This is a genomic window from Pseudarthrobacter scleromae (assembly GCF_014644515.1).
Classification (GTDB): Bacteria; Actinomycetota; Actinomycetes; order Actinomycetales; family Micrococcaceae; genus Arthrobacter; species Arthrobacter scleromae.
The window spans coordinates 1010160-1035810 of record NZ_BMKV01000001.1; the positions used below are offsets into that span (position 1 = coordinate 1010160).

The 25651-nt window shown below is 67.5% G+C and carries 21 protein-coding genes and 1 riboswitch; of the genes, 15 read left to right on the plus strand and 6 right to left on the minus strand.

Going from position 1 to position 25651, the window contains the following annotated elements; all coding sequences use genetic code 11:
* Positions 1 to 25: 25 nt before the first annotated feature.
* From coaD to mutM, 5 genes are all read left to right on the plus strand, one after another.
* On the plus strand, positions 26 to 526 hold the full coding sequence (gene coaD, locus IEX33_RS04710) for a pantetheine-phosphate adenylyltransferase (RefSeq protein WP_104184832.1): 501 nt from the start codon (positions 26 to 28) through the stop codon (positions 524 to 526).
* Between the two features lie 123 nt (positions 527 to 649).
* Positions 650 to 1174 carry a YceD family protein gene (locus tag IEX33_RS04715; RefSeq protein ID WP_188728016.1) on the plus strand — a complete coding sequence of 175 codons (525 nt, stop codon included), beginning with the start codon at positions 650 to 652 and terminating at the stop codon, positions 1172 to 1174.
* 36 nt (positions 1175 to 1210) lie between these two features.
* The gene (gene rpmF, locus IEX33_RS04720; RefSeq protein WP_009356569.1) at positions 1211 to 1414 is read left to right on the plus strand and encodes a 50S ribosomal protein L32; all 204 of its coding nucleotides are present in this window, start codon (positions 1211 to 1213) and stop codon (positions 1412 to 1414) included.
* 21 nt (positions 1415 to 1435) lie between these two features.
* Complete coding sequence (rnc, locus tag IEX33_RS04725) at positions 1436 to 2164, plus strand: ribonuclease III (protein ID WP_188728018.1); 729 nt, start codon at positions 1436 to 1438, stop codon at positions 2162 to 2164.
* Between the two features lie 2 nt (positions 2165 to 2166).
* The gene (mutM, locus tag IEX33_RS04730) at positions 2167 to 3138 is read left to right on the plus strand and encodes a bifunctional DNA-formamidopyrimidine glycosylase/DNA-(apurinic or apyrimidinic site) lyase (RefSeq protein ID WP_188728020.1); all 972 of its coding nucleotides are present in this window, start codon (positions 2167 to 2169) and stop codon (positions 3136 to 3138) included.
* Positions 3139 to 3173: 35 nt separating this feature from the next.
* Here the strand turns inward: mutM and IEX33_RS04735 are convergent, their stop codons facing one another.
* The 3 genes from IEX33_RS04735 to IEX33_RS04745 are packed head-to-tail and all read right to left on the minus strand — an operon-like array spanning position 3174 to position 7926.
* A complete protein-coding gene (locus IEX33_RS04735) occupies positions 3174 to 4145 on the minus strand; it encodes an NAD-dependent epimerase/dehydratase family protein (RefSeq protein ID WP_188728022.1) in 972 nt (323 codons plus the stop codon).
* Positions 4142 to 6910 (minus strand): alpha/beta fold hydrolase, encoded by a 2769-nt coding sequence (locus IEX33_RS04740; RefSeq protein ID WP_188728024.1) that lies wholly within the window; start codon positions 6908 to 6910, stop codon positions 4142 to 4144. The genes IEX33_RS04735 and IEX33_RS04740 overlap by 4 nt, the downstream gene beginning before the upstream one ends.
* Positions 6904 to 7926: a 3-oxoacyl-ACP synthase III gene (locus IEX33_RS04745; RefSeq protein WP_188728026.1), complete on the minus strand. Its 1023-nt coding sequence runs from the start codon at positions 7924 to 7926 to the stop codon at positions 6904 to 6906. Before IEX33_RS04745 ends, IEX33_RS04740 begins: the two co-directional genes overlap by 7 nt.
* 233 nt (positions 7927 to 8159) lie before the next feature.
* Between IEX33_RS04745 and smc the strand changes: the two genes are divergently transcribed.
* Complete coding sequence (gene smc / locus IEX33_RS04750; RefSeq protein WP_188728028.1) at positions 8160 to 11747, plus strand: chromosome segregation protein SMC; 3588 nt, start codon at positions 8160 to 8162, stop codon at positions 11745 to 11747.
* A 75-nt stretch (positions 11748 to 11822) separates the two neighbouring features.
* Complete coding sequence (ftsY, locus tag IEX33_RS04755; RefSeq protein WP_188728031.1) at positions 11823 to 13031, plus strand: signal recognition particle-docking protein FtsY; 1209 nt, start codon at positions 11823 to 11825, stop codon at positions 13029 to 13031.
* Positions 13032 to 13047: 16 nt separating this feature from the next.
* Here ftsY and IEX33_RS04760 read toward each other — a convergent pair whose 3' ends face one another.
* Entirely contained in the window at positions 13048 to 14238 is a 1191-nt protein-coding gene (locus tag IEX33_RS04760) for an MFS transporter (protein ID WP_188728237.1), read from the minus strand.
* Positions 14239 to 14519: 281 nt separating this feature from the next.
* Between IEX33_RS04760 and IEX33_RS04765 the strand changes: the two genes are divergently transcribed.
* Together IEX33_RS04765 and IEX33_RS04770 are read left to right on the plus strand one after the other, a co-directional pair.
* Positions 14520 to 15881: an ammonium transporter gene (locus tag IEX33_RS04765; RefSeq protein ID WP_188728033.1), complete on the plus strand. Its 1362-nt coding sequence runs from the start codon at positions 14520 to 14522 to the stop codon at positions 15879 to 15881.
* A complete protein-coding gene (locus IEX33_RS04770) occupies positions 15878 to 16216 on the plus strand; it encodes a P-II family nitrogen regulator (RefSeq protein ID WP_104184824.1) in 339 nt (112 codons plus the stop codon). Before IEX33_RS04765 ends, IEX33_RS04770 begins: the two co-directional genes overlap by 4 nt.
* Positions 16217 to 16355: 139 nt before the next feature.
* Here the strand turns inward: IEX33_RS04770 and IEX33_RS04775 are convergent, their stop codons facing one another.
* Positions 16356 to 17759: a glucose-6-phosphate dehydrogenase gene (locus tag IEX33_RS04775; protein ID WP_188728035.1), complete on the minus strand. Its 1404-nt coding sequence runs from the start codon at positions 17757 to 17759 to the stop codon at positions 16356 to 16358.
* A gap of 117 nt (positions 17760 to 17876) precedes the next feature.
* On the opposite strand from IEX33_RS04775, the gene ffh reads away from it, so the two are divergent.
* Together ffh and IEX33_RS04785 are read left to right on the plus strand one after the other, a co-directional pair.
* Positions 17877 to 19460, plus strand: coding sequence for a signal recognition particle protein (ffh, locus tag IEX33_RS04780; protein WP_188728037.1), 1584 nt, complete (start codon positions 17877 to 17879; stop codon positions 19458 to 19460).
* A gap of 107 nt (positions 19461 to 19567) precedes the next feature.
* The gene (locus IEX33_RS04785; RefSeq protein WP_188728038.1) at positions 19568 to 20299 is read left to right on the plus strand and encodes an alpha/beta fold hydrolase; all 732 of its coding nucleotides are present in this window, start codon (positions 19568 to 19570) and stop codon (positions 20297 to 20299) included.
* Between the two features lie 76 nt (positions 20300 to 20375).
* Here the strand turns inward: IEX33_RS04785 and thiC are convergent, their stop codons facing one another.
* The gene (gene thiC, locus IEX33_RS04790) at positions 20376 to 22199 is read right to left on the minus strand and encodes a phosphomethylpyrimidine synthase ThiC (protein WP_188728040.1); all 1824 of its coding nucleotides are present in this window, start codon (positions 22197 to 22199) and stop codon (positions 20376 to 20378) included.
* A riboswitch (TPP riboswitch) is annotated at positions 22194 to 22301 on the minus strand. It overlaps the preceding gene by 6 nt.
* Positions 22302 to 22378: 77 nt before the next feature.
* Between thiC and IEX33_RS04795 the strand changes: the two genes are divergently transcribed.
* From IEX33_RS04795 to rpsP, 4 genes are all read left to right on the plus strand, one after another.
* Entirely contained in the window at positions 22379 to 23461 is a 1083-nt protein-coding gene (locus IEX33_RS04795; RefSeq protein ID WP_188728045.1) for an amidohydrolase family protein, read from the plus strand.
* 100 nt (positions 23462 to 23561) lie between these two features.
* Positions 23562 to 24437, plus strand: coding sequence for a VOC family protein (locus IEX33_RS04800; RefSeq protein ID WP_188728047.1), 876 nt, complete (start codon positions 23562 to 23564; stop codon positions 24435 to 24437).
* 135 nt (positions 24438 to 24572) lie between these two features.
* Positions 24573 to 25013, plus strand: a complete 441-nt coding sequence (locus IEX33_RS04805) for a hypothetical protein (RefSeq protein ID WP_188728238.1) — start codon at positions 24573 to 24575, stop codon at positions 25011 to 25013.
* Positions 25014 to 25228: 215 nt separating this feature from the next.
* Complete coding sequence (gene rpsP, locus IEX33_RS04810) at positions 25229 to 25651, plus strand: 30S ribosomal protein S16 (RefSeq protein ID WP_188728049.1); 423 nt, start codon at positions 25229 to 25231, stop codon at positions 25649 to 25651.

Consider the following 25651-nt stretch of genomic DNA (forward strand, 5'->3'; position numbering starts at 1 on the left):
CCGTCCCATGGGGTAGGTTCGGAGCATGAGACGCGCTGTCTGCCCCGGATCCTTCGACCCCATCCACAACGGCCATCTCGAGGTTATTGCACGGGCGGCCGGCCTCTTCGATGAAGTCATCGTGGCCGTATCCACCAACCAGGCCAAGAACTACAGGTTCACCCTGACCGAGCGCCTGGAGATGGCGCGGGAAACCCTCGCCTCACTCAAGGGCATCGTGGTGGAACCCGTAGGGGAAGGGTTGCTGGCCGAGTACTGCCGGCAGCGGGGCGTCTCAGCCATCGTCAAAGGGCTGAGGTCGTCGTCGGACTTCGACTACGAACTGCCCATGGCCACCATGAACCGGCAGCTCAGCGGCGTGGAAACAGTCTTCCTGCCGGCTGAGGCGCACTATCTTCACCTGTCCTCCACCCTCATCAAGGAGGTGGCAGGCCTTGGCGGCAACGTGTCGGACTACGTGCCCCGGTCGGTGCAGCGGCGGATGGTCTCGGGCGAGCCTCCGCACAACCAGCACCCAAAAGGGTAGGCTTGTCCGGTACTTCGGCACTGTGCGCCGGCCGGTTTGAGTCCCCGTGGCTCTTCAGGCTAAGATGGTACGTCGGTCATATGTCCAACAGGAGTTCTCATTAAAAGAGATGCTGGTTCGCCCTTGGCGTTCGACGTCAAGGACCTCGGGCGCAGCCCGGGAAGCATGCGGACACTGACGGAACATGTACCCGCACCAGGTGACCTTGGTGTGGCGCTCATTGGCGTTCAGGAAGGCTCGGATGTCGAGCTGGACCTGAGGCTTGAGGCCGTACACGAAGGAATTCTGGTATCAGGTACCGTGCTCACCGAGGTAACAGGTGAGTGCGGCCGATGCCTGGATCCCCTTGCGTATGACCTTGAGGTCAATGTGCAGGAACTTTTCTTCTATGAGGGCGTGGAGCTTTCGGACGAAGAAGATAATGAAGAGCAACGTCGAGTCGAGCACGATGTAATCGATCTTGAACCGGTGTTGCGGGACGCAGTAGTGACCGCGCTGCCGTTCCAGCCGGTGTGCCGGGAAGACTGCCAGGGCCTTTGCTCCGAATGTGGAGTTCGCCTGGAAGACGAGCCGGGGCACCACCACGAGGTCCTGGATCCTCGCTGGGCTGCCCTAGCTGATATGGCTAAGCCTGACCGGCAAAATTGATGTGTACGTGTTTGTCTAGAGAGAAATGAGTTAGCCGTGGCTGTTCCCAAGCGGAAAATGTCTCGCTCGAATACCCGCGCCCGCCGCTCCCAGTGGAAGGCGACCGCCCCCCACCTGGTGAAGACCGTCGAGAACGGCCAGGTCACCTACAGCCTGCCGCACCAGGCAAAGGTCGTCACCGACTCGGCCGGCACTGCGCTGTTCCTTGAGTACAAGGGACGCAAGGTCGCAGACGTCTAATCGGCCACTCAGGCTGACATGATGTCTTCAACTGAAGAGCTTCTGAAGCGTCTCGGTGTCTCTATTGACGCCGGGACGCTTCGTCTTGCGCTCACCCACCGTTCCTACGCCTACGAAAACGGCGGCATTCCCACGAACGAGCGCCTGGAATTCCTGGGCGACTCCATTCTGGGATTCTCCGTCACGGACGCCCTGTACCGGGACAACCCGGACCTTCCCGAAGGCGACCTGGCCAAACGGCGTTCCGCCGTCGTCAGCACCCGCGCGCTGGCCGGCATCGGCCGCAGCCTGGGCATCGGGGAGTTCATCTACCTAGGGCAGGGCGAAAAGCTCACCCAGGGCAAGAACAAGGCGTCAATCCTGGCAGACACCATGGAGGCCCTGATCGGCGCCACCTACGTCTCCAACGACATCGAAACAGCCCGCCAGCTGGTGATGCGCCTGATCGGCCCGCTACTCAAGGACGCCGCCGCCCTGGGCGCCGGGACGGACTGGAAGACCAGCATCCAGGAGCTGGCCGCCAGCCGCCAGCTGGGTACCATCCACTACGCCGTGGATGGTGCCGGGCCGGACCATGCGCGGACCTTCACTGCAGTCCTGCACGTCGGTGGCACCGCCTACGGGAAGGGCTCCGGCCACTCCAAGAAGGAAGCGGAGCAGGAAGCTGCTGCTGACGCCTGGCGGGTACTCTCCGGAGCCGGCAACCCTCCGGGGGCAGCTACGTCCGCCGGTTCCGTCCCCGCAACGTAGCCGTGCCCGAACTTCCCGAAGTCGAGGTGGTCCGGCGCGGACTGGTGAGCTGGGTCCGGGGACGGACCATCGATGCGGTGGAGGTGGTTGATCCACGCTCGATCCGCCGGCACGCGCTGGGCACCGAGGACTTTATCGGGAACCTGCAGGGTGCCACCGTCGGGGACGTTGTGCGGCGGGGCAAGTTTCTCTGGATGCCGCTTCTGGACACCGGCGCCGGCGCGCCGGCGGGAACCCGGGAGAGTGCCGGCGTCCCGCAGGTGGCGCTTATGGCACACCTGGGCATGAGCGGCCAGCTCCTGATGCAGGGCGGGGACGTGCCGGACGAAAAGCACCTCAAAGTCCGTTTCCGGCTCAGCCCGCGCAGCGGCATGCCCGACCAGCTGCGGTTCGTGGACCAGCGGATTTTCGGGGGCCTGTTTGTCACGGGCCTGGTTCCAACAGACGACGGCGGCCCCGGCGGCCTCGGTGAATCGCCCCTTCCGCTGATCGCCGGAGAGGCGGCGCACATCGCACGGGACCCGCTCGACCCGGCTTTCTCGTTCGACCTCTTCTACCGGCGTCTCCGGAAACGCAAAACCGGGCTGAAGCGGGCACTGCTGGACCAGGGCCTGGTGTCGGGCATCGGAAACATCTATGCCGATGAAGCCCTCTGGCGCGCCCGACTGCACTACGCCAGGCCCACGGACACGCTCCGGCGTGCCGAGGCGGAACGCGTCATCGCGGAAGCCCGGGAGGTCATGCTGGACGCCCTGGCCGCCGGCGGGACCAGCTTTGACTCCCTTTACGTCAACGTCAACGGCGCCTCCGGATACTTCGACCGTTCCCTGAATGCCTACGGCCGCGAAGGGTTGGAGTGTAAGCGCTGCGCTGCAATTGGCGTGTCCAGCCGCATGAAGCGCGAGCAGTTCATGAACCGTTCGTCCTACACCTGCCCGGCCTGCCAGCCCCGGCCGCGGAACGGCCGCTGGTAGCGGAACGCTCGCGGGAGGCCGGATAAAGCAGCCGGCTATCGGGCGCGGTAGTGTCCGGCCAGCCTCGCCAGGCCCTCGTCAATGGATACTGCCGGTGCCCAGTCCAGGAGCCGGCGGGTTTCACGCTGGTCGAACCAGTGGGCGGTGGAGAGCTGTTCGGCGAGGAACCTGGTCATCGGTGGTTCCCCGGCCCGCCCGGCCCGGGTCCACAAAACTTCGATCAGCGATCCTGCCGCCCGCGCCAGGCCGCCCGGAACGGACCAGGACGGAGCCGGGACGCCGCCGGCGGCGCAGATGCCCGCCAGCAGCTCGCCCACCGGCCGTGGTTCACCGTTGCTGACCACGAGCGCCCGGCCGTGGATGTGGTCCATGCGGTGCAGCGCCGCGGCGATGGCTGAGGCGGCATTGTCCACGTAGGTTGTGTCGATCAGGGCAGCCCCGTCGCCGAGCAGGTGCAACCGGCGGCGGCGGGCACGGTCCAGGACCCGTTCCACCAGTTGTGTGTCACCAGGGCCCCAGACGATGTGCGGGCGCACCGCTGCGACCCGGAAATCCGGGGAGTCCGCAGCCAGCGCCAGCAGCTCGGCTTCGGCTTTGGTGCGCGAATAGTCTCCATGTGCGCGGGCAGGGTCCGCGGGTTCGGCGCCCAACCCCGCTATGGCGGCCCCCGAGTTGGCCACGGACGGCGAGGAAACGAAGACCACGTCCCTGACGCCCGCCCTGCGGGCCGCGCGGAGCAGGCGGCGCGTGCCGTCCACGTTCACGGCATCGAAGTCCGCGGCCTTGCCCGTGAAGGAGACCTTGGCGGCCAGGTGGATAACGCCCTCCGCGCCGGCAACAGCGCGGCGGACGGCGTCGTCGTCCGTGATGGACCCGGTATGGTCCGTGGCGCCGTCGACGCCGGCCGGGCGCCGCTGGAAGGTGCTGACGGCATGGCCCTGGCGGACCAGCAGCCGAGCCACCCCGCCGCCCAGCAGGCCGCTCGCTCCGGTGACCAGGACCCTCATGGCCTGCCCGCCCGGCCACCGGACAGCACCGCGGCGGCCCACCGGGACAGCCGGGTCCGGTCGATCTTGGCGTTATGGCGGATGTCGGTGGGCTGGAAGGGGACAACCAGGACGGCGGAGACGCTTACGCCTTGCGTCCGGGCCGCTTCACGGACCCGCGCTGCGAGCTGCGGCGCGGCGGGACCCGCCCGGCGGGCCTGCGGCAGCGTCTCGACGACGGCCACCACAGCCTGCGTCCCGGAAGGTCCGACGCCGACGACGGCCGCCAGCCCGACGCCGGCCACGCGCTCGATGGCCTGCTCTGCGCCCACCGGAGTCACCACGGCGTCCGGCGCGGTCACGACATGGGCCAGGCGCCCTTCCACCCAGAGCCGGCCGGCACTGTCGAAGTGCCCGACGTCGCCGGTGCGGTGCCAGCCGGCCGTGCGGATGCTCTCACGCTGGGTCAGCCAGAGCCGATCGTAGCTTTCCTTCACATGCGGTGCGCTCACCAGGATCTCGCCGGTGACTCCAGGCTCCGTGACGGGGGTGTTGCCGGCGGCGGTACCGTCCGCAGCAAGCGGGATGACAGCTACGCGGGCGCCGTGCACCGGCCGTCCCACGCACACGCCGTTGCCGGCACCAGCCGTATGTCCGGCGGCAGCGTCTGCCGCGGCGGCACGGATCTGTTCAAAGCTGATGTCGGTGACCGGCAGTGCCTCGGTCATTCCGTAGGGGGTGTGCAGCGAGGCGTGGGGCAGCAGCCGCTGCATCTCCGCGAGGAGCGTTTCGGCCACGGGTGCGCCGGCCGAGAGCAGCAGTTCCACGCGTCCCAGGGCCTGCTGGCCGGCCTGGCCCAAGCCGATCCGGGTGGCGAGGACGTTGCGCAGTGCCGCGGGGGAGGCGAAGACCACGGTGGCGTCGATGGCCGCGGCGGCGTCCGCCAGTGCGCGGGCTGTGAGGGTGCGCGGTGCGGTGACGTCCATGGCGGGCGTCACGGAGACGGCCCCCAGGGCCGGTCCCAGCAGCGCGAACGGCGCGAATCCGGCCACCAGGCGTGCGCCGGGGCGGATCCCCAATGTCGCGGCCACGGTATCCCGCATCGCCGTCAGCCGCCGCTGCGTGTACACCACACCCTTGGCGGGTCCGGTGGATCCGGAGGTGAAGAGCACCGCGGCGGGCGCATCCGGGTCCGGGTCCTGCAGGACAGGTGTCGGGAGCTTGCCCTGGCGGGCCAGGGCGGCGAGGGAGGTCTCGACGGCGAGGAGCCGGCGGCGGGCGGGCGGCAGGTCCCGCACGCTGATGCGCCGCCCGGGCCAGCCGAGTACCGATGCTGCCGCGAGGGCCTTGTCGATGCCAATAAGGAAATCCGGGACGGAGCCCTTGACGGCGCGGCTCAGGCCCCGCGTGCCGAGTCCGGCGTCCGCCACCACCACCACTGCGCCGAGCCGCAGGCAGGCGTAGAGGACCACGGTCAGGTCCACGCCGGGTGGAACCATCAGGCTCACGCGACTGCCCGTCCGCACCCCGGCCTGCCGGAGTCCATTGGCGACGGCGGCGATCTGCTGTTCAAGCTCCAGCCAGCTGAGCGAACGGGAAACACTCCCGTCCGCGGCCATTTCCGCGACGGCGGTGTCCCCGCCGGCCGCTCCTGCCGCGAGCTCCGCCAGTGGTTCCCACAAAGGCGTGAAGCGGGTGCCGGAATCTTCCGCAAAGGAAGGCACCGTAGGTGAAGGCACCGCAGGTGAAGACGGCGTCGGGGAAGGCGCAGGCGCGGGAGATTCAGCCTGGCGAGGCACGGCAGGCTGAGCTGCCGCCGCGGACACAGTCCCTCCGCCAACAGGCGTACTGTCCCCGCCATACCCGGCGAGCCACTCGAAGACGGGACCGGCGATGTCCCGGTCCTCCGCGACCAGGTGGCCGGCTCCTTCGAAGCGGTGTACTTTCGCGGCCGGCAGCCGGCCGATCAGGTCCTTGAGGTACCGGTCGGAAAAGATGGGATCCCGCGGGCCCCAGAGCAGCAGCGCTGGAACGTTCAGCCCCCGCACTCCTTCGGCGACGCGCCTGAGCGCGGCAAAGCTGGGATGGGATGCGTCTGCGGGGATGTCAGCCACGAAGTTCCCCACGCCCCCGCGGCGGCCGGCGCCCGCGTACGGGGCCATAAACGCGCGGCGGACCTTGGGGGCAAGCTGCGGGCGGGCCAGGGCATGGGTCACCCGCAGGAAAGCGTCCGACGTCGTTGTGCCCCACTTATGCACCGCGGGGTGCAGGGCAAGCCGCAGAGCCGGCGGGATGGGTGAGCCGGCAGGCTGGTGGACCGCGGTGTTGGTCAGCACCACCCCGGCGAGCTGCTGCTGATGGGCCAGGGCCCAGCCGAGGCTGATCACGCCGCCCCAGTCGTGGCCGACGGTGACCACGGGGCCGTCCAGCCCCAGGGCGGCGGTGAGGTCGCCAAGATCGTTGATCCTGTCCGCCAGCCGCCGGAATGTCCCGGTCCGCTCGGAGAAGCCCATGTCCAGCTGGTCCACGGCCACCACGCGCCACGGCTGCTGCTCCGGATGGGATCCGGCGGCCAGCAGAGTCCGCCACAGGTAGGACCAGGTCGGGTTGCCGTGCACGCACAGCAGCGTGCCGGCGGGAGCCAGGCCGCGGCGGGACAGCTGCGGTCCGTTGTCCAGAAGGTGCCAGCGGCGCACCGTTCCGGGTTCATCCGCGCCTGAGGTGGACGGCACATCGATTGTGCGTGACCATTCCGGGTCGACGCCGGGCCAGTCGACGGCTACCAAACGATCTCCACCATGGCGGTGTTGAGGCCGGAACCGACGCCCATGCACAGTACGCGGTCCCCTTCATTAAGGTTCTGCGCCTCGGCGGCCAGCGTCATGGGGAGGGAAGCCGGCCCCACATTGCCCCAGTGCGGGAACGTGATGGGCACCTTGTCCGGGTCCAGGTCAATGGCGTCAACGATGGCCTGGGTGTACGCCGTACTCACCTGGTGCGTGACGTAACGGTCCATCGAGCCCCAATCCCACTCCGGCTGGGCCTCATGCCAGGCGTCGAGCACCAACTGCAGGCCGCCGTCGAGAAGGCCCTTTGTGTCAGTGGCCATGCCGTCGATGCCGCCGACGCACAGCTCGTGGTGTTCCGTCCCGGCCCGCATCACGCCGCCGAGGATCCGGTGCGCCCCCGGGTGTTCGTCCGCCGGCCCCAGGACGGCCGCAGCCGCCCCTGAGCCCAGCGTGAGCGTGGCGAACTCGCGGTTGAAGTCCTCGCGGGTTGTTTCGGGCCTCTGCAGCCGGTCCAGGGTGGCCTCCTGCGTGGCCTGGGCATCCTCGCCGTTGACGATCACCGCGTACTTTATCTGGCCGGAGTCGATCATGTTCGCGGCCAGGGTCATGCCGTTGACGAATCCCAGGCAGGCGTTGGCGACGTCGAAATTCATGGCCGAGGACGGGAGGCCCAGTCCGTGGTGGACCTTGACCGCGACAGACGGTTCGAGGTTCCGCCGCGTGACGGAGGTGTTGATCAGCAGTCCCACCTCGGACGCTTCAATGCCGGAGTCCGCCAGGGCCTTCGCTCCCGCCTCGATGGCGGCGTCGTCGAAGGAGGTACCGGGGGCCCACCATCTGCGGTGCGTGACACCGGCTACCCGTTCGAGCAGCTTTGGGGGAAATTTCAGCCGGCGCAGGGTGGATGCCAGCCGGTGGTCGAATTCCGTGGAACTGACAATCCGCGGAGCCTGGACGCTGATCACCGAGAGCAGAGCGGTGTTGCGGTGCCGGAACGTTGCATTCCCTATCAAATCAAGCCTCTGTTCGTGTCCGTCCTGTGCTGTGGCGGGTAACCGCCCCCTCAAGCACAAAGCCCAAGGACTAATCATGCCCGGTGCCGGTCCATTCCTGCACATGCCTGGCAGGACATCCGGCCCGGCCCGCGCGGGCTTCTGCGCGAAAATGCCCCGGCCCCGCAGTAGATTGTAGGTATCCGTGGCTGTCCCCACCATCCGCGTCCGCCGAGCAGGAGAACCGAAACGCCTTGCACCTCAAAAGCCTGACCGTCCGGGGGTTCAAGTCATTCGCGTCCGCCACCACCTTCAATTTCGAGCCTGGGGTTACCGCGGTTGTTGGCCCCAATGGATCCGGAAAGTCCAATGTGGTGGACGCCTTGGCGTGGGTTATGGGGGAGCAGGGTGCCAAGACCCTTCGCGGCGGCAAGATGGAGGACGTCATCTTCGCCGGCACCTCGGGCCGGCCGCCCCTGGGCCGGGCCCACGTCTCGCTGACCATCGACAACGCTGACGGCGCCCTGCCCATCGAGTACAGCGAAGTGACCATTTCGCGGACCCTGTTCCGCTCGGGCGGCTCGGAATATGCCATCAACGGCGCCGGGTGCCGCCTGCTGGATATCCAGGAACTTCTGTCGGATTCCGGCCTCGGCCGCGAGATGCACGTCATTGTGGGCCAGGGCCAGCTCGACCGCGTCCTGCACGCCACCCCGGAGGACCGCCGGGGCTTCATCGAGGAAGCGGCCGGCATCCTGAAGCACCGCCGGCGCAAGGAAAGAACGGTGCGCAAGCTGGACGCCATGCAGGCCAACCTGCAGCGCCTCAACGACCTCACCGGAGAAATCCGCCGCCAGCTCACGCCCTTGGGGAAGCAGGCCGAAGTGGCCCGACGGGCCCAGCGTGTCCAGTTCGATGTCCGCGATGCCCGCGCCCGCCTCCTGGCAGACGACCTCGTCCAGCTGCAGCTGGCGCTGGAACAGGACGTAGCGGACGAGGCCGCCCTCAAGGAACGCCGGGCCCTCGTTGCCGGGCAGCTGGAGACCGGCCGCCGCCAGCAGGCCGTGCTGGAACAACGTGCAGCTGAAGCAACCCCCCAGCTGAACGCCGCCAGGGACGCCTGGTACCGTTTGTCCGCCACCAGGGAGCGCCTGCGTTCCCTGGGCTCCTTGGCGCAGGAACGCAACAGCCTCCTCGGTTCCGTGGAGGCCCCGCCGCCCGGCCGCGATCCGGAACAGCTGGAACGCCAGGCGGCCAGGGTCCGTGAGGAGCTTGCCGAGCTGGAGCGCGACATCCTGGACCGGCGAAGCGCCCTCGAAACAGCATCTGCGGACAAGGCCGAAGCGGAACGCGCTGCCCTGGAAGAGGACAAGCGGCTCACCGCAGAGCTCCGCGCGGCAGCAGACCGTCGTGAGGGGCTGGCCCGCCTGGCCGGCCAGGTGGCGGCGGCGAGGTCCCGCGTGGAATCCGCCCAGGCGGAGCTGGGCAGGCTGCGCGAATCACTTGCCGCCGGGACCGAGCGGCGGGCCCGCGCCCAGGCCGAATTCGCGGCCCTGGAAAACCAGGTGGCGGGCGTTGAGGAGGGGGAGGAATCCCTCGACGCCGAGTACGAGGCCGCCAGCGACGCCCTGGACATGGTGGTCCAGCAGATTGCAGGCCTCCAGGCCGCCGTCAGCGAGGGCGTTCGGAAGCGCGACGCCCTGGTGGCGCGGCGGGACGCCCTGAAGCTGGGCCTCGAACGGAAGGACGGCGCAAGCCACGCCCTGCATGCAGGCCTCGAAGGGATCCACGGAACCCTGGCAGGGCAACTGACTGTGACACCGGGCTTCGAGACCGCCATCGCTGCGGTCCTGGGCGAGGCCTCCGAGGCCGTCCTGGTCCAGGATTCCGCAACTGCTGTTGCCGTGGTCCAGCTTCTCAAGGACCACGACGCCGGACGCGCGTCGCTGCTCGTCGAATCGGCCGCTGACGCTGCGGAAAGGCCAGGGGACGCCACAGTGCCCCTCCCTGAGGAGGCACACTGGGCAGCGGACCTCGTCACCTCAGCGTCCCCGTGCACACCGCTTGTGGCGCACCTGCTGTCCTGCACCGCCGTCGTCCCCGACATCCAGGCCGCTTCCGCCCTGGTGGCGGCCCACCCGGAGCTGACTGCCGTCACCCGGGCCGGAGACATCTTTACAGCCCTGTCAGCCACGGGCGGCTCGGCGAAGGCGCCGTCCCTCCTTGAGGTGCAGGCGGCCGTGGACGACGCCGAGAGCGGGCTTGCCGAGGTCACGGCAGACCTGGAGCGGAACAGGTTCGCCCTGTCCGGCGCAGAGGCCCAACGCGCCGAGGCGCAGGAGCGCGCCGACGCCGCACTGGACAGGCTGCATGACTCAGATGCCCGGCTGGCCGCCGTGGCAGAACGCCTGGGCCACCTGAACTCCGTCCTTCGCAGCGCCGTCGGGGAAAGCGACCGCCTGGCGGCATCGCTGGCCAAGGCTGAGCAGAACGTTGCCGCTGAAGAGGAAGCGCTCGCTGCCGTCACCGCCCGTTTGGCCGCAGCACAGGAAGTCCCGCTGGAACAGGAGCCCTCCACCGGGCACCGTGACGCGCTGGCCCAAGCGGCCTCCCATGCCCGCAGCGCCGAAGTGGAGGCACGGCTGTCGCTCCGCAGCGCCGAAGAGCAGCTCGCTGCCACACGGAACCGGGCCGCATCCCTGGAGCGCGCAGCCGCCACGGAACGCAGGGCACGCGAGGAAGCTGCCGAACGCGCCCGGGTCCGCCGCATCAAGGCGCGGCGGGCAGCAGCCGTTTGCGCCGCCGTCGGCCTGGCACTTCGCCATGTGGACGTGTCCGTGGACCTGGCACAGCATGAGCGGGACCTTGCGGAAGAAAACAGGGAGCAGCGGGACCGGGAGCTCGCCGCGATCCGGACCGCAAACGAACTGCTGGCCCGCGAGCTCGCCGACCTCACGGACAACGTCCACCGAGATGAGCTCGCCCGGACCCAGCAAAAGGCACGGATCGAGGCCCTCGAGAGCCGCTCCATTGACGAACTGGGGATCACCCCCGATGCCCTGGTGGCCGAGTTCGGCCCGGACGTCCCGGTTCCCGTCCCGGCCGGGGAGAGCGGTGACAAATGGGCCGCCCTTCGCGCCCCCGTGGACCACACCGGCGCGGACATCGTGGAGGGTAAGCCCTACGTCAGGGCAGAGCAGGAAAAGCGGCTGCGTAAGGCCGAACGGGACCTCGCCGGCCTGGGCAGGGTCAACCCCCTGGCGCTGGAGGAATTCGCCGCGCTTGAGGAGCGCCACCAGTTCCTCAGCGCCCAGCTGGAGGACCTGAAGGCCAGCCGGAAGGACCTCCTGGACATCATTAAGGAAGTGGATGACCGCGTCCAGCGGGTGTTCACGGAGGCGTTCGAGGATACCCAGGCCCAGTTCACCCGGGTCTTCGCCAGGCTCTTCCCGGGCGGCGAGGGGCGGCTGGTCCTGACCGACCCCTCCGACATGCTCACCACCGGCATCGACGTGGAGGCCCGTCCCGCCGGCAAGAAGATCAAGCGGCTGTCACTCCTGTCCGGCGGCGAACGCTCGCTGACCGCCGTGGCCCTGCTCGTTGCCATCTTCAAGGCGCGGCCTTCGCCGTTCTACGTCATGGACGAGGTGGAGGCGGCCCTGGACGACACCAACCTGGGCCGGCTCATCACGATCTTCGAAGAACTCCGGGAATCCAGCCAGCTCATCGTCATCACCCACCAGAAGCGGACCATGGAAGTTGCCGATGCCCTGTACGGCGTCACCATGCGCGGCGACGGCGTCTCCACCGTGATCAGCCAGAGGCTTGGGGCCGAGGTCTGACGCTGCCGGTGTAACGGCAGGTCAACTGCCTTGCCGGCCCCAAAAGAGCCCCGGGGTCTATGAGAAGCTAGGGGAGTGAATGACATCCTTCCCATACTTCTGTCCATCCTTGCTGCCCTGGTGGTTCTCGGCGGGCTGATTCCGGTCCTGATGAAGACCCGGAAGAACATCACGCGCTACCCCGGCACGCGGGACGCCAACGACCCCGTCCAGCCGCGGGGCGGCAGCACGGCCGTGGAGGACCGGCCGGGCTCGGTGGCAGACCGCACGGCCCCGGACGGCGCGGACCTTGAAGGGCTGGAAACCACCGAGGTCCCGGACAACGCCGCAGGACTTGAAGTCATTCCGGTGGAAACCCCGCTGCCTGTGGCAGGCCGGCTGGTCCGTCTCCGCGAACGGCTGGTCCGCTCCAACAACGTCATGGGCAAGGGGCTCCTGGCCCTGCTCTCGAGCGACAAGATCGACGAAAACGTCTGGGACGAAGTGGAGGAAACGCTCCTCCTCGCAGACCTCGGCACCGAACCCACCATGCAGCTCGTGGACGCGCTGCGCGAACGCGTGAAGGTGCTGGGCACACGGACTCCTGAGCAGGTCAAACTGCTGCTGCGGGAGGAGCTTATCAAGCTCGTCGATCCCACCATGGACCGCACGCTCAACGTCCAGCGGCACGCCGACAGGCCTGCCGTGATGATGGTGGTCGGCGTGAACGGCGTCGGCAAGACCACCACCGTAGGCAAGCTTGCCCGGGTGCTGGTGGCAGAAGACAAGGACGTCCTGCTCGGTGCGGCGGACACGTTCCGTGCTGCCGCCGCAGAGCAGCTGGCAACCTGGGGCCAGCGCGTCGGCGTTCCCACCGTCAAGTCGGACATCGACGGCGCAGATCCCGCCTCGGTTGCCTACGAGGCGGTCAAGGCCGGCATCGACCAGGAAGTCGACGTGGTCATGATCGACACCGCCGGCCGGCTGCAGAACAAGGTTGGCCTGATGGACGAACTCCGGAAGGTCAAGCGCGTGGTGGAGAAGCTGGCCGAGGTGGACGAGGTCCTCCTGGTGCTGGACGCAACCACAGGCCAGAACGGATTGAACCAGGCCCGCGTGTTCTCCGAAGTGGTCAACATCACCGGCATCGTCCTGACCAAACTGGACGGAACCGCCAAGGGCGGCATCGTCGTCGCAATCCAGAAGGCCTTGGGCGTCCCGGTGAAGCTGATCGGCCTCGGGGAAGGGGCGGACGACCTTGCCCCCTTCGAGGTTGAGGGCTTCGTGGACGCGCTGCTGAACTAGCAGCAGAAGCCGGCCGTTACGCCGCGGGCTTCCGCAGGCTCTCCCGGGTGGCAAGCCAGGTGCACGCCGCCACCACCATGATGCCGCCGGTCACCCCGAAGGCCCAGCCGTAGCCCAGCCGGTCGGCCAGCACGCCGGCCAGGACCGGCCCCACAATCGCGCCGACGTCGGACGTCATCTGGTACACGGCCAGCACCTTCCCGCCGGACCGCCCGTTGCCGATCACATCGGCGACGGCGGCCTGCTGGGCAGGGCCGAAGAGTCCCGAGCCGATGCCGGCCAGCGCCGATGCCGCCAGGAACCAGCCCAGCCCGGTGGTGAAGCCGATGGCAGCCGTGGAGGCACCCGCCACGAGAAGTCCGGCCACCATCATGGGCTTGCGGCCCAAGGTATCGGCCAGCCGGCCCGAGAACGTCAGGGCGGCAGCGTTGCCGGCAGCAAAGACCGCCAGCGCGAACCCCGCCGCTTCAGGCCCCGCGCCGAGGGCGGCCACCGCGAACAGCGGAACGGTGGCCATCCGGACCCCGAACGTGGCCCAGCCGTTAACGAAGCTGGACACCAGCGCCGTCCGGTACGTCCCTACAGCAAGGGCCTCGGCCAGCGGCATGTCGGGGCGTTCCTGCCGGGGCCCGCTGCCCCGGCGCTGATGGCTCAGCTGCGTCTGGACCACGACGGCGGCCACCACCAGGGCAGCCGCGTACGCCAGGAAGGGAACGCGCAGGCCGAAACCTGCCAGCAGCCCGCCCACGATCGGGCCGCACACGTTCCCGATGAGGAACGCGGACGCATAGGCACCCGAGACGCGGCCCCTGCTCTCGGGCGGCGCGAGCCGCACCACCAGCGCCATCGACGCCACCGTGAACATCACTGAGCCGGCGCCGCCAAGCCCGCGGAACAGCAGCAGCTGCCAGTAATCCTGGGCGAAGGCGCACGCAGCGGTGGACGCCGCCACGATCAGCAGCCCCGTGACATAGACGGGGCGCTCGCCCAGCCGGCCTATCAGGGCGCCGCCCGCAGGGGCAAAGACCAGCCGCATGAACGCGAAGATGGCCACGATCACGGACGCCTCGGTATTTCCCACCCCGAAGGTTGTGGCGAATTGCGGCAACACGGGGGCAACAAGACCGAATCCCAGCGCAATCAGGAAGGCCGCGGCCAGCATCACCTTGATGTCGCGCGGGAGCTTCTGCCTGTCCCGGCGCAGCATCGAAAAAATCCGCAATGTTGCGCGGCTCACGCGGGTATCTGCCGTCATGGTCCAGTGGTCCTTGCGTACGTGGGTGCCGGGCTTCGGCGGGAGGGGTGAAACATAACCGTAACAAGCCAGATATGCACCATTTACTTCCTAGAGGTTGTTGTAACAGCCCCGCAATACAAATCCTCCGCGGCCGAAACACAGCGCCGACACACTCGTTACAGGACGCAAAAGGCGTTGGCAGGCGGATCATCTCCGCAATTTCGACCAAATAGACAAGAGAGGCGTGCACCATGGAACTTACCGCAGGTCACGTATGGATCATGGTGTCGGCGGCGCTTGTGCTGTTGATGACACCGGGTCTGGCATTTTTCTACGGCGGCATGACCCGGGCCAAGGCCGCGCTGAACATGATGATGATGAGCTTCATCTCCATCGGCATGGTGGGGGTCATCTGGGTCCTGTGGGGATACTCAATGACCACCGGGGACGGCTTCCTTCAGATGGTGGGCAGCCCCTTCGCCAACTTCGGGCTTGAAGGCATTGACAGCCCTGACGGGCTCATCACGGTGGGCTTCGGCGCCACCTTCGCCATCATCACGGTGGCCCTCATCAGCGGCGCCATCGCTGACCGCGCCAAGTTCGGCGCCTGGACCGTCTTCGTTCCGGTCTGGGTCACGCTGGTCTACTGCCCGCTTGCCTACATGGTGTGGGGCGGCGGCCTGTTCAGCACCGAAGGCGCTGTCGGCGCTGCACTCGGCGAGGCCATCGACTTCGCCGGCGGCACCGTGGTGCACATCAACGCCGGTGTTGCAGCCCTGATCCTCGTCTTCATCGTCGGTAACCGCCGGGGCTTCGGCAAGGACCCCAACCACCGCCCGCACAACATCCCGTTCGTGATGCTCGGCGCTGCCATTCTCTGGTTTGGCTGGTTCGGCTTCAACGGCGGCGCAGCCTCCACCGCAGAGCAGGGCGGCCTCATCTGGGTCAACACCCTCGCCGCCCCGGCAGCAGCAATGCTCGGCTGGCTGGTCACGGAGCGCATCCGCGACGGCCACCCCACCTCACTCGGTGCAGCCTCCGGCGTGGTGGCAGGCCTCGTTGCCATCACCCCCGCCTGCGCCAACGTCAGCCCGGTCGGTGCCCTTGGCCTGGGCATTGTGGCAGGCGTCGCCTCCGCCCTGGCAGTTGGGCTGAAGTTCCGCTGGGGCTTCGATGACTCGCTCGACGTCGTGGGTGTCCACCTGGTTTCCGGCATCATCGGCACCGTGGCCCTTGGCTTCATCGCCCTTCCCGAGGAAGGCGCCGGCGGCGGCCTCTTCTACGGCGGCGGCATGACCCAGATGTGGGCGCAGCTCGCAGCAGCCGGCATTGCCATTGCCTACTCCGCGATCCTGACCACGATCATCGCCCTGGCAATCCACAAGACCATGGGCTTCCGGGTCTCGCAGGAACAGGAGACGGTGGGTGTGGACCTCAGCCTGCACGCCGAAACCGCCTACGAGTTCGGCGTCGGGGGACACGGCGGAAGCTTCCAGCCCCTGCACGACATGATCACCGGAAAGACCCAGGCGGACGCCGCGCAGGCATCCGACGCAGCAACGGGTGCGCAGAAGACAGAATCAGCAACAGGTAAGGAAAGCGTGGGGGCATGAAACTGATTACAGCGATCGTCAGGCCGGAAAAGCTCGAAGCCATCCGGGAAGGACTGGAGGCCTACGGCGTGCAGGGTCTGACGGTCAGCGCGGCCAGCGGCTATGGCCGGCAGCGCGGCTATACCGAGGTCTACCGCGGAGCGGAGTACAACGTGGATCTGCTGCCAAAGATCCGCGTGGAGGTCCTGGCCACAAACGAGCAGGCGGACGACATCCTCGATGTCATCATCGCCAGCTCCAACACCGGCCGGGCAGGTGACGGCAAGGTCTGGACCGTGGATGTCTCCGAAGCCGTCCGGGTCCGCACCGGTGAACGCGGCGTCGCCGCAATCTAGGGCCGGCGGTACTCCACGGAAATATCCGTGAACAGCAAGAAGAGCGGGCAGGAACCCCCAGGGTTTCCTGCCCGCTCTTCCGTTGTTTAAGGCAGGGCCGCAGATCGGCGGCTTGGCCGCCGCCCCAAGCCGCTGCGGCTCAGTCCCCGGGCACCGCGGTGGGCCAGGCTGCGGGCCCGGCAGAGCCGGCGTCGTACTCTTCCAGGGGGACCGAGTCCTGCTGCCAGGCGTGCAGGACCGGCTCTACTATCCGCCAGCACTCCTCCGCCGTATCTCCGCGGACGGACAGCAGCGGGTCGCCCGCCAGTACCCCCTCCAGGACTTCGCCGTAGGGGAGGAGGTCGGAGCCGCTGAGCTCGGTTTCCAGGGTGGCCCGGCTCAGGCTGAAGATGTTCCCGGGCCCGTTCACGTCGACGTCGAACCTTAGGGTGTCCGGGCCGAAGCCGATGCGCAGCTTGTTGGGGGAGTCCACGCCGGTGAAGCCCCGGGGCAGGTGGGGAACCGGGCGGAAGGTGACCACTGCCTCCTTCCGCTTGGCGCCCATTGCCTTGCCGGACCGAAGAATGAACGGGACCCCGTTCCAGCGCCAGTTGTCGATGTTGACCTGGATCTCGGCCAGCGTCTCCGTCCCGCGTTCAGCGTCCACGCCTTCCTCCCGTGCGTAGTCGGGTACGTCCTTCCCTCCTGCCTGGCCGGCTGTGTAACGTGCCCTGCGGGTGGAACCGGCATAGGGCTCCGGTACGCTGCTGGCCCGGAGGACGGCGGAAATGGCATCCCGCAGGTCCCGTTCACCGATGGTGGCCGGAGGCTCGATGGCCAGCAGGGCCATGATCTGCAGCAGGTGGCTCTGGATCATGTCCCGCAGTGCGCCGGCGCCGTCGTAGTAGCGGGCCCGCCCCTCCAGCGCGAGGTCCTCGTCGAAGATGATTTCCACCTTTTCCACGTGGTGCCGGTCCCACACCGGTTCCAGGAAATTGTTGGCGAACCGCAGGCCCAGGATGTTCAGCACCGTGGCCTTGCCCAGGAAGTGGTCCACCCGGTGGACATGGTCTTCGGGGACCAGCCGGACCAGGGTCTGGTTGAGCGAGCGGGCCGAGTCCTCACTGGAACCGAAGGGCTTTTCCATCACCAGCCGCGTGCCCGGCGGGACCTGCTCCGGCCGGAGGGACTCACAGGCAAGCTGGCTGATGCGCGGCGGCAGGGCGAAGTAGACGGCGGTGGGTCCCTCGAGCGCCCCAAGAAGCGAGGCCAGCGCTCCCTCGGCGGTGACATCCAGCTGGTGGTATACCGTTTCCTTCTCAAGGGACTGGAGGGCCTCCTTCCCCTCGGGGGTTGCGGACCCGGCGGCTGCCTCGAAGGACGCATGCACCCGTTCCCGCCACTGTTCCGGGGTCCAGGGATCGGATCCGGCCCCCACCAGCCGGAGGCCCGCAGCACGCCCCCTCGCCACCAGGCGCGCCAGTCCCGGCAGGAGCAGCCTGCCCGTCAGGTCCCCCGAGGCGCCGAGGATGAGCAGGGTCTTAACAGTTGGTTGGCTCGTCATTTGGCCAGCATGCCACCTTGCGGGCCCGGCTTGGTACCCTAGATAGTCGAGTCCCGATCATCAACAGCCTTTGATCATCCACTGCCCTGATCATCCACTGAAAGAAGTGCACGTCGCGTGTTCAATTCACTCTCTGACCGGTTGACAGCAACCTTCAAGAACCTGCGCGGTAAAGGCAGGCTTACCGAAGCCGACGTCGATGCCACAGTCCGCGAGATCCGCCGCGCCCTTTTGGACGCCGATGTTGCCGTTCCAGTTGTCCGTGAGTTCACCGGCCGGGTACGGGAACGCGCCCTGGGCGCTGAGGTCTCCGGTGCACTGAACCCGAGCCAGCAGATCGTCAAGATCGTCAACGAGGAACTGGTGGAGATCCTCGGTGGTGAAACCCGCCGGATCCGCCTGGCCAAGAGCGGCCCCACCGTCATCATGCTGGCCGGCCTCCAGGGTGCCGGCAAGACCACCCTCGCCGGAAAGCTGTCCAAGTGGCTGAAGGCACAGGGCCACAGCCCGATGCTCGTGGCCTGTGACCTCCAGCGCCCCAACGCCGTGACGCAGTTGCAGATCGTGGGCCAGCGCGCCAAGGTGCCCGTCTTCGCACCGCACCCCGGCGCCACCTACACCGAGCTCGAACACCCTGCCGGGGACCCAGTTGAGGTTGCCCGCGCCGGTGTGGAGGAAGCACGCCAGAAACTCCACGACGTCGTCATCGTGGACACCGCCGGCCGGCTGGGCGTCGATGCCGACATGATGGAGCAGGCGCGCCAGATCCGCCGCGCCATCGTGCCCAACGAGGTCCTGTTCGTCATCGACTCGATGATCGGCCAGGACGCCGTGAACACGGCGCTCGCTTTCGACGAAGGCGTCAACTTCACCGGCATCGTGCTGTCCAAGCTCGACGGCGACGCCCGCGGCGGTGCCGCCCTTTCCGTCGCGTCAGTCACGGGCAAGCCGGTGATGTTTGCGTCCACCGGCGAGGGCCTGGACGACTTTGAGCTTTTCCACCCGGACCGGATGGCCTCGCGCATCCTGGACATGGGTGACGTCCTCACCCTGATCGAGCAGGCCGAGAAGTCCTGGGACAAGGACGAAGCCGCCCGGATGGCGAAGAAGTTCGCCGACCAGGAGGACTTCACCCTTGACGACTTCCTGGCCCAGATGCAGCAGATCCGCAACATGGGCTCCATGAAGAAAATGCTCATGATGATGCCGGGTGCCCAGAACATCCGCCAGCAGCTGGAGCAGTTCGACGAGCGCGAGATCGACCGCGTGGAGGCCATCGTCAGGTCCATGACGCCGCATGAGCGCGTGGCCCCCAAGATCATCAACGGCTCCCGCCGTGCCCGCATCGCCCGCGGTTCCGGCGTCCACGTTTCCGAGGTCAACGGCCTGCTGGAGCGCTTCGCGCAGGCCCAGAAGATGATGAAGAAGATGGCCCAGGGCGGGATGCCGGGCATGCCAGGGATGCCCGGGATGCCGGGGGCCGGCGGCGGTGCCCGGAAGAACGCCAAGAACGCGCCCAAGAAGAAGGCCAAATCCGGCAACCCGGCCAAAGCCGCGCAGGAGCGCAAGGACGCCGAGGCCCGCCGGGCGAACGCCGCCAAGGCGCTGCCCACCGGCGCAGCTTTTGGCCAGCAGGCGGGCGACTTCGATCCCTCCCAGCTGAACCTGCCCAAGGGCTTCGACAAGTTCCTCGGCAAGTAGCCATCCCCCTCTCCCAGCTAGGTAGCGCCAGGTGTCGTTTTGACCGTTCATAACGACACTTGGCGCTACTTGGTTGGGATACCGGTGCCGTGGAATAGGGTTGGGTCATGTTCAAGCAGAGGGTAGTGTTCGCGCACGGCGCGGGCAGCTTCGGCGCCGCAGCCTGGCCCCGCCAGCACGGGATAGCCCTGTCCTACGATGCCCTGTTCCTGCGCCGCCACGGCTTCGATCCCGTTGCCGAACCCACTGCGTCCTCGTTCGCGGAGGACACGCGCATCCTGCTGGAATCCCTTGGGGACGACGGCCGGGGCACCGCCGGCGGGCACGTCGTGGCGCATGCGCAAGGAGCCATCTCCGCCATGATGGCCGCCGTCGAACGTCCGGACCTTGTGTACTCGCTGACCCTGGTGGAGCCGGCCTGCCTGTCCCTGACCGCTGAACTGCCGGCCACGGCGGCGCACATCGGGCTGATGCAGCCCCTGTTCAACGCCCGGCATCAACTCAGTGACGAGGATTTCCAGCGCGAGTTCGTCCGCAGGGTCTATGCCACCGACCTGCAGCAGCCGGTGACTGCCGAGGAGAAGCGTTCTGCCAGGCGGCTGCGGCTGCAGGCGCCGTCCTGGGAAGCCCCGCTGCATATCGTTCCCGGCGTGCCCACGCTCGTCCTGACCGGCGGCTGGGAGCCGCTCTACGAGGAGATCGCCGGCTACCTCCGTGAGACCGGGGCGGTTCACCGCACGGCCGCCGGCGGCCACCGGCCCCACGACTCCCCGGAAGGGGACCGCATCATCCGTTCGTTCATCAGCGACTCAGGCCGCGTGGAGGCACGCGCCTCCTGATCCCGCCCGAACCTGCCCTCCACAGGAGCCCGTCCGGCCGGCCCCCAATGACCAGCCGGACGGAACCTGCAGGCTCCTACCGCCCCGGCGGAACGCTCAGCTCCGGCAGATAAACTTTCCCGCCGGCAGCCAGGAATTCTTCGCTCTTGCCCCGCATGCCGGCTGCCGCTTCAGCAAGGGCTGCCTGTGCCTCCGCGGATCCGTATTCGTCCCGGATGTCCTGGCTGATCCGCATGGAGCAAAACTTGGGCCCGCACATGGAGCAGAAGTGTGCCGTCTTGGCCGGTTCGGCCGGGAGGGTCTCGTCGTGGAAGGCCTCGGCCGTCTCCGGGTCCAGCGACAACGCAAACTGGTCACGCCAGCGGAACTCGAAGCGTGCCTTGGACAGTGCGTCATCACGTTCGTGGGCGCCCGGGTGGCCTTTGGCAAGGTCTGCCGCATGGGCAGCGATCTTGTACGTGATCACCCCTGTCTTGACGTCGTCCTTGTTGGGCAGCCCCAGGTGTTCCTTGGGCGTGACGTAGCACAGCATCGCCGTGCCGTAGCGGGCAATTTCCGTGGCTCCAATGGCGGAGGTGATGTGGTCATAGCCCGGGGCAACGTCGGTCACCAGCGGGCCCAGCGTGTAGAACGGTGCGCCCTTGCACAGCTCCTGCTGCCGTTCAACGTTCTCCCTGACCAGGTGGAACGGAACGTGTCCAGGACCCTCCACCATCACCTGGACGTCGTACTCCCAGGCACGCTGCGTGAGCTCGGCGAGGGTGTCCAGCTCGGCAAACTGCGCGGCGTCGTTGGCATCCGCCGTCGCGCCCGGCCGCAGGCCGTCGCCCAGGGAAAACGCGACGTCGTACCGCGCGAAGATCCCGCAGAGCTCGTCGAAGTGCGTGTAGAGGAAGTTCTCCCGGTGGTGCGCCAGGCACCACCCCGCCATGATTGATCCGCCGCGGGACACAATGCCGGTGACGCGGTTGGCGGTCAGGGGAACGTACCGGAGCAGCACGCCGGCGTGGATGGTCATGTAGTCCACGCCCTGTTCGCACTGTTCGATGACGGTGTCGCGGAAGATCTCCCAGGTCAGGGCGTTGGCCTCGCCGTTGACTTTCTCCAGGGCCTGGTAGATGGGGACGGTGCCGATCGGGACAGGCGAGTTGCGGATGATCCATTCCCGGGTGGTGTGGATGTCCTCGCCGGTGGAGAGATCCATGACGGTGTCGGCGCCCCACCGGGTTGCCCACTGCAGCTTGTCCACCTCTTCGGCGATTGAACTGGTCACTGCAGAGTTGCCGATGTTGGCGTTGATCTTCACCAGGAAGGCCTTGCCGATGATCATCGGCTCGGATTCGGGGTGGTTGATGTTGTTGGGAATGATGGCCCGTCCTGCGGCGAGTTCGCTCCGGACCAGTTCAACATCGCAGTTTTCCCGCAGCGCCACGAAGCGCATTTCCGGGGTTATGACGCCCTGCCGTGCGTAGTGCATCTGTGTCACGGTCCGTCCCTCGACGGCGCGGCGGGGCACGGGAGGCGCTCCCTTCCACTCCGCGCTGGCGGCGCCGCGGCGCACGGCCGAGCGGCCGTCGTCGAGCAGGTTCCTCTCCCTGCCGCTGTACGCTTCCGTGTCTGCCCGCGCCTCGATCCAATCCTTGCGGAAAGGAGGAAGACCCTGAACGGGGTCGCTCCCCGGACCGGCCGTCCGGTAAGTCCGGAACGGCTGGTTCGGAACGCCGTTGGGGGACGGCTCCAACGCGATTTCCGTCACGGGAACACGGATACCGGTCCCGGCGTCCTCGAGGTAGGCCAGGGAATGGGATTTCAGGGATTGCGTCACCGGGGGCGGGTTCCCGTCAGTGGTGGCACCCGGGGTGTTGCGGGCAGGGTTCAGCTGCTGATTTGGTGTATTCAAGGAATACTCACTTCCTTCGCCGGCATTACCCGGACAGGTTCGACGGTCGCAGGCTGCGTCAGCCCGATCTCAGCCCCTGCAGGGGCACCCGTGTGGTCAAGATGAAAGCTACCACAGCCTTTCTTTCGGAGCTTGTCACATTGCCGGTGCTAGCCTGACCGGGCAGGAAAGAGGTGCACATGGCAGAAATCATCGAGTTCACGGGGACGGTCCTGACCGGACCCGGGAGTGGACAGCGCGGACTGTGGTCTGTTGACGGGCGCCTGACGTTCCGCCGGCCGGCAAAGGCCCCGGACCGGATCCTGGCGGGATGGGTGCTGCCGGGCTTCGTGGATGCCCACTGCCACATCGGGCTCGGCGTGGGAGGGGCGGTGGATGCTCCGACCGCCGAAGAGCAGGCGCGGACGGACCTGATGGCCGGCACACTGTTGATCCGTGACGCAGGTTCCCCTGCTGACACGCGGTGGCTGCAGGACAGAAAAGACGTCCCGGTGCTGATCCGCGCCGGACGCCACGTTGCGCGCACGCGCCGGTACCTGCGGGGTTTCGCTGAGGAAGTCGAACCGGAGGGCCTGGTGGAAGCTGTCCGTAAACAGGCCAGGGAAGGCGACGGATGGGTCAAGCTCGTGGGGGACTGGATTGACCGCGACGCCGGCGACCTCGCGCCGTCGTTCCCTGCCGCCGTCGTCCGCGATGCCGTCTTGGCCGCCCATGACGAAGGCGCACGCGTTACCGCCCACTGCTTCGCGGAAGAGACGCTCGATGACGTGCTGGACGCCGGCATCGACTGCGTCGAGCACGCCACCGGCCTCCTGCCGAGGCACCTGCCCAGGTTCGTGGAGCAGAAGGTGCCCATTGTGCCCACCCTGGTCAACATCGCCACGTTCCCGGACATTGCTGCCCAGGCGGCGCCCAAGTTTCCGCGGTATGCGGCGCACATGCGTTCACTGTGGGAACGGCGGAAGGAACGGGTGCTTGAGGCGTTCGAGGCAGGCGTGCGGATCTACGCCGGGACCGACGCCGGCAGCGTGATCAGGCACGGCAGGATCGCCGACGAGATCCTGGCCCTCCATGCTGCGGGCCTGCCCATGGCGTCTGCCCTGGACGCCGCGTGCTGGAGTGCGCGGGAGTGGCTGGGCGCGGACGGCCTGGAAGAAGGGGCGCGGGCAGATGTTGTCGTGTGCCGGGAAGACCCGCGGAAGGTACCGGAGGCGGTCCATGGCCTGGCGCACGTTGTCCTGGGCGGTCGGGTCATCCGCTGAAAAGATATCCGGCCCGGGACTTGGAATAAATTGAAGCTTCAAGTAATTTTAAGAGTGTAAGGGCTGCCGACCGGAAGGCCCACAGCACCGGGAGTTATCAATGACTGCACAAGCCGCAAGCCAGGACCTTCTGCCTGCCGACCTCGCCATGGGCACCGTGATGCTCAAGGTGGGCGACATGGAGGTGATGACCGATTACTACCAGCGCGCCCTCGGCCTGGAGGTCATTGCCGAGCAGGACGGCGGAATCTACCTCGGCCGGCTGCAGAAGCCGCTTGTGCACCTGGCTCCCGCGCCCGGGCTGAACCTTCCGGGCAGGGGAGAGGCCGGCCTGTTCCACACTGCGCTGCTGTTTGAGAACCAGGCAGACCTGGCCGCCACCATCGCCACCGCCGCCCGGTTCGAACCGCGCTCGTTCACCGGCAGCGCCGACCACCTTGTCAGCGAAGCCTTCTACTTCAACGACCCCGAGGGCAACGGCATCGAGCTCTACTGGGACAGGCCGCGCAGCAACTGGTCCTGGAACGGCACTGACGTGGTGATGGACAGCCTGGCCCTCCCGCCGCAGCGGTACCTCGAGCAGCACCTGACGGAAAATTCCCTGGAGCGCCAGCTCGGGTCCGTGGCGGGCGTCGGCCACGTGCACCTCCAGGTGGGCGACGTCCAGACGGCCCGCGACTTCTACGTGGGGACCCTCGGCTTCGAGAAGACCGCCGGCTGGCACGGACAGGCCCTGTTTGTCTCTGCCGGCCGCTACCACCACCACATGGCCATGAACGTCTGGAACAGCCGCGGGGCGGGACCGCGCAAGGACACCCTCGGCCTGGGCGAGGTCCTTATCGAGGTGCCGTCAGGGGACGACGTCGGCTCCCTCGCCGACCGCCTCAAGGTCGCCGGCGTTGCCGCGCACCACACCGGAGCCGAACTCCGCTTCGAGGATCCGTGGCGCAACCGCATCCGTGTGGCTGTGCGCTGAGCACCGGCTGTGCCACGCATGATTCCAACCAGGCTGAATCCGAACTGGGCTGAATTCGAACTAGGCTGAATTCGAACGGCCGGGCAGGAGCAGCCTCCCGGCGGCACCACCGCCAACGGAATGAGGGCAATCCCCATGGGCTTCACCGAGATCTTTGTTGCCACCCACGACGCAGCACTGAAGCGTGCCGGCGTCCTTGACGGCGGCGGCAGCGCTCCCGCAGGTGACGCGGTCCGGATCCCGGACATCAGCGATTTCGAAGTGGAGCAGCTGGGCGACCTGGCCGGTACCGCCGTGCACGCCGGAGGAGCGGATTACGAACTGACCATGGTGGATGTGGGCAGCGATTCGCTCCTGGCCGTGCCCCCGGCCATGGTGCGCGCCCTGGCGGACCTGCTGTCCTATGAAACCGAAGGGGAAGGCGACATCCTCGAAGAGGTTGCCGAACAATGGGCCGCGCAGGATGACATGCCGTTCGGCGCTGCAGAGGCGCGGACCTACGTGCAGCGGCTGGCCGAACTCGCCAGCGGAATTGACGACTCGGAGCGCACCGGCCTGTACGTCTGGTCCGCCTGAGCTGATCCGGCCGGAACCTCCAGCCGGCGTCGCCCGTGTCACGCCGCGCCGAGTCGAAATCCTGGCGCTGATCTGGCACAATAAACAGGTACTCGATCTGCGTGGCCCCTCTCTCCGCGTCTGGATCCTGTCCTTCGAGCCCGCAAGTATGGCCCGCCCCACGGGTGCAGAACGCCGGGTTCACCCCCTTTTCTGAAACAGGAGTGACCACAACAGTGGCCGTAAAGATTCGCCTTAAGCGCTTTGGCAAGATGCGCGCACCGTACTACCGCATCGTCGTCGCGGACTCACGCACCAAGCGTGACGGCCGCGCCATCGAAGAGATCGGCAAGTACCACCCCACCGAAGAGCCCTCATACATCGAGGTCGACTCCGAGCGTGCCCAGTACTGGCTGTCCGTCGGCGCCCAGCCGTCCGAGCAGGTTGCCGCGATCCTCAAGATCACCGGCGACTGGCAGAAGTTCAAGGGCCTGCCGGGCCAGGAAGGCACCCTGAAGACCAAGACCCAGAAGGAAGCCTTCGTCGCCCCGGAAAAAGGTTCCGTGATCATCCCGGAAGCCATCACCAAGAAGGCATCCAAGTCTGATGCAGCCGAAGCTCCCGCCGAGGCCGAAGCAGAGACCACCGAGGCTGAGTAG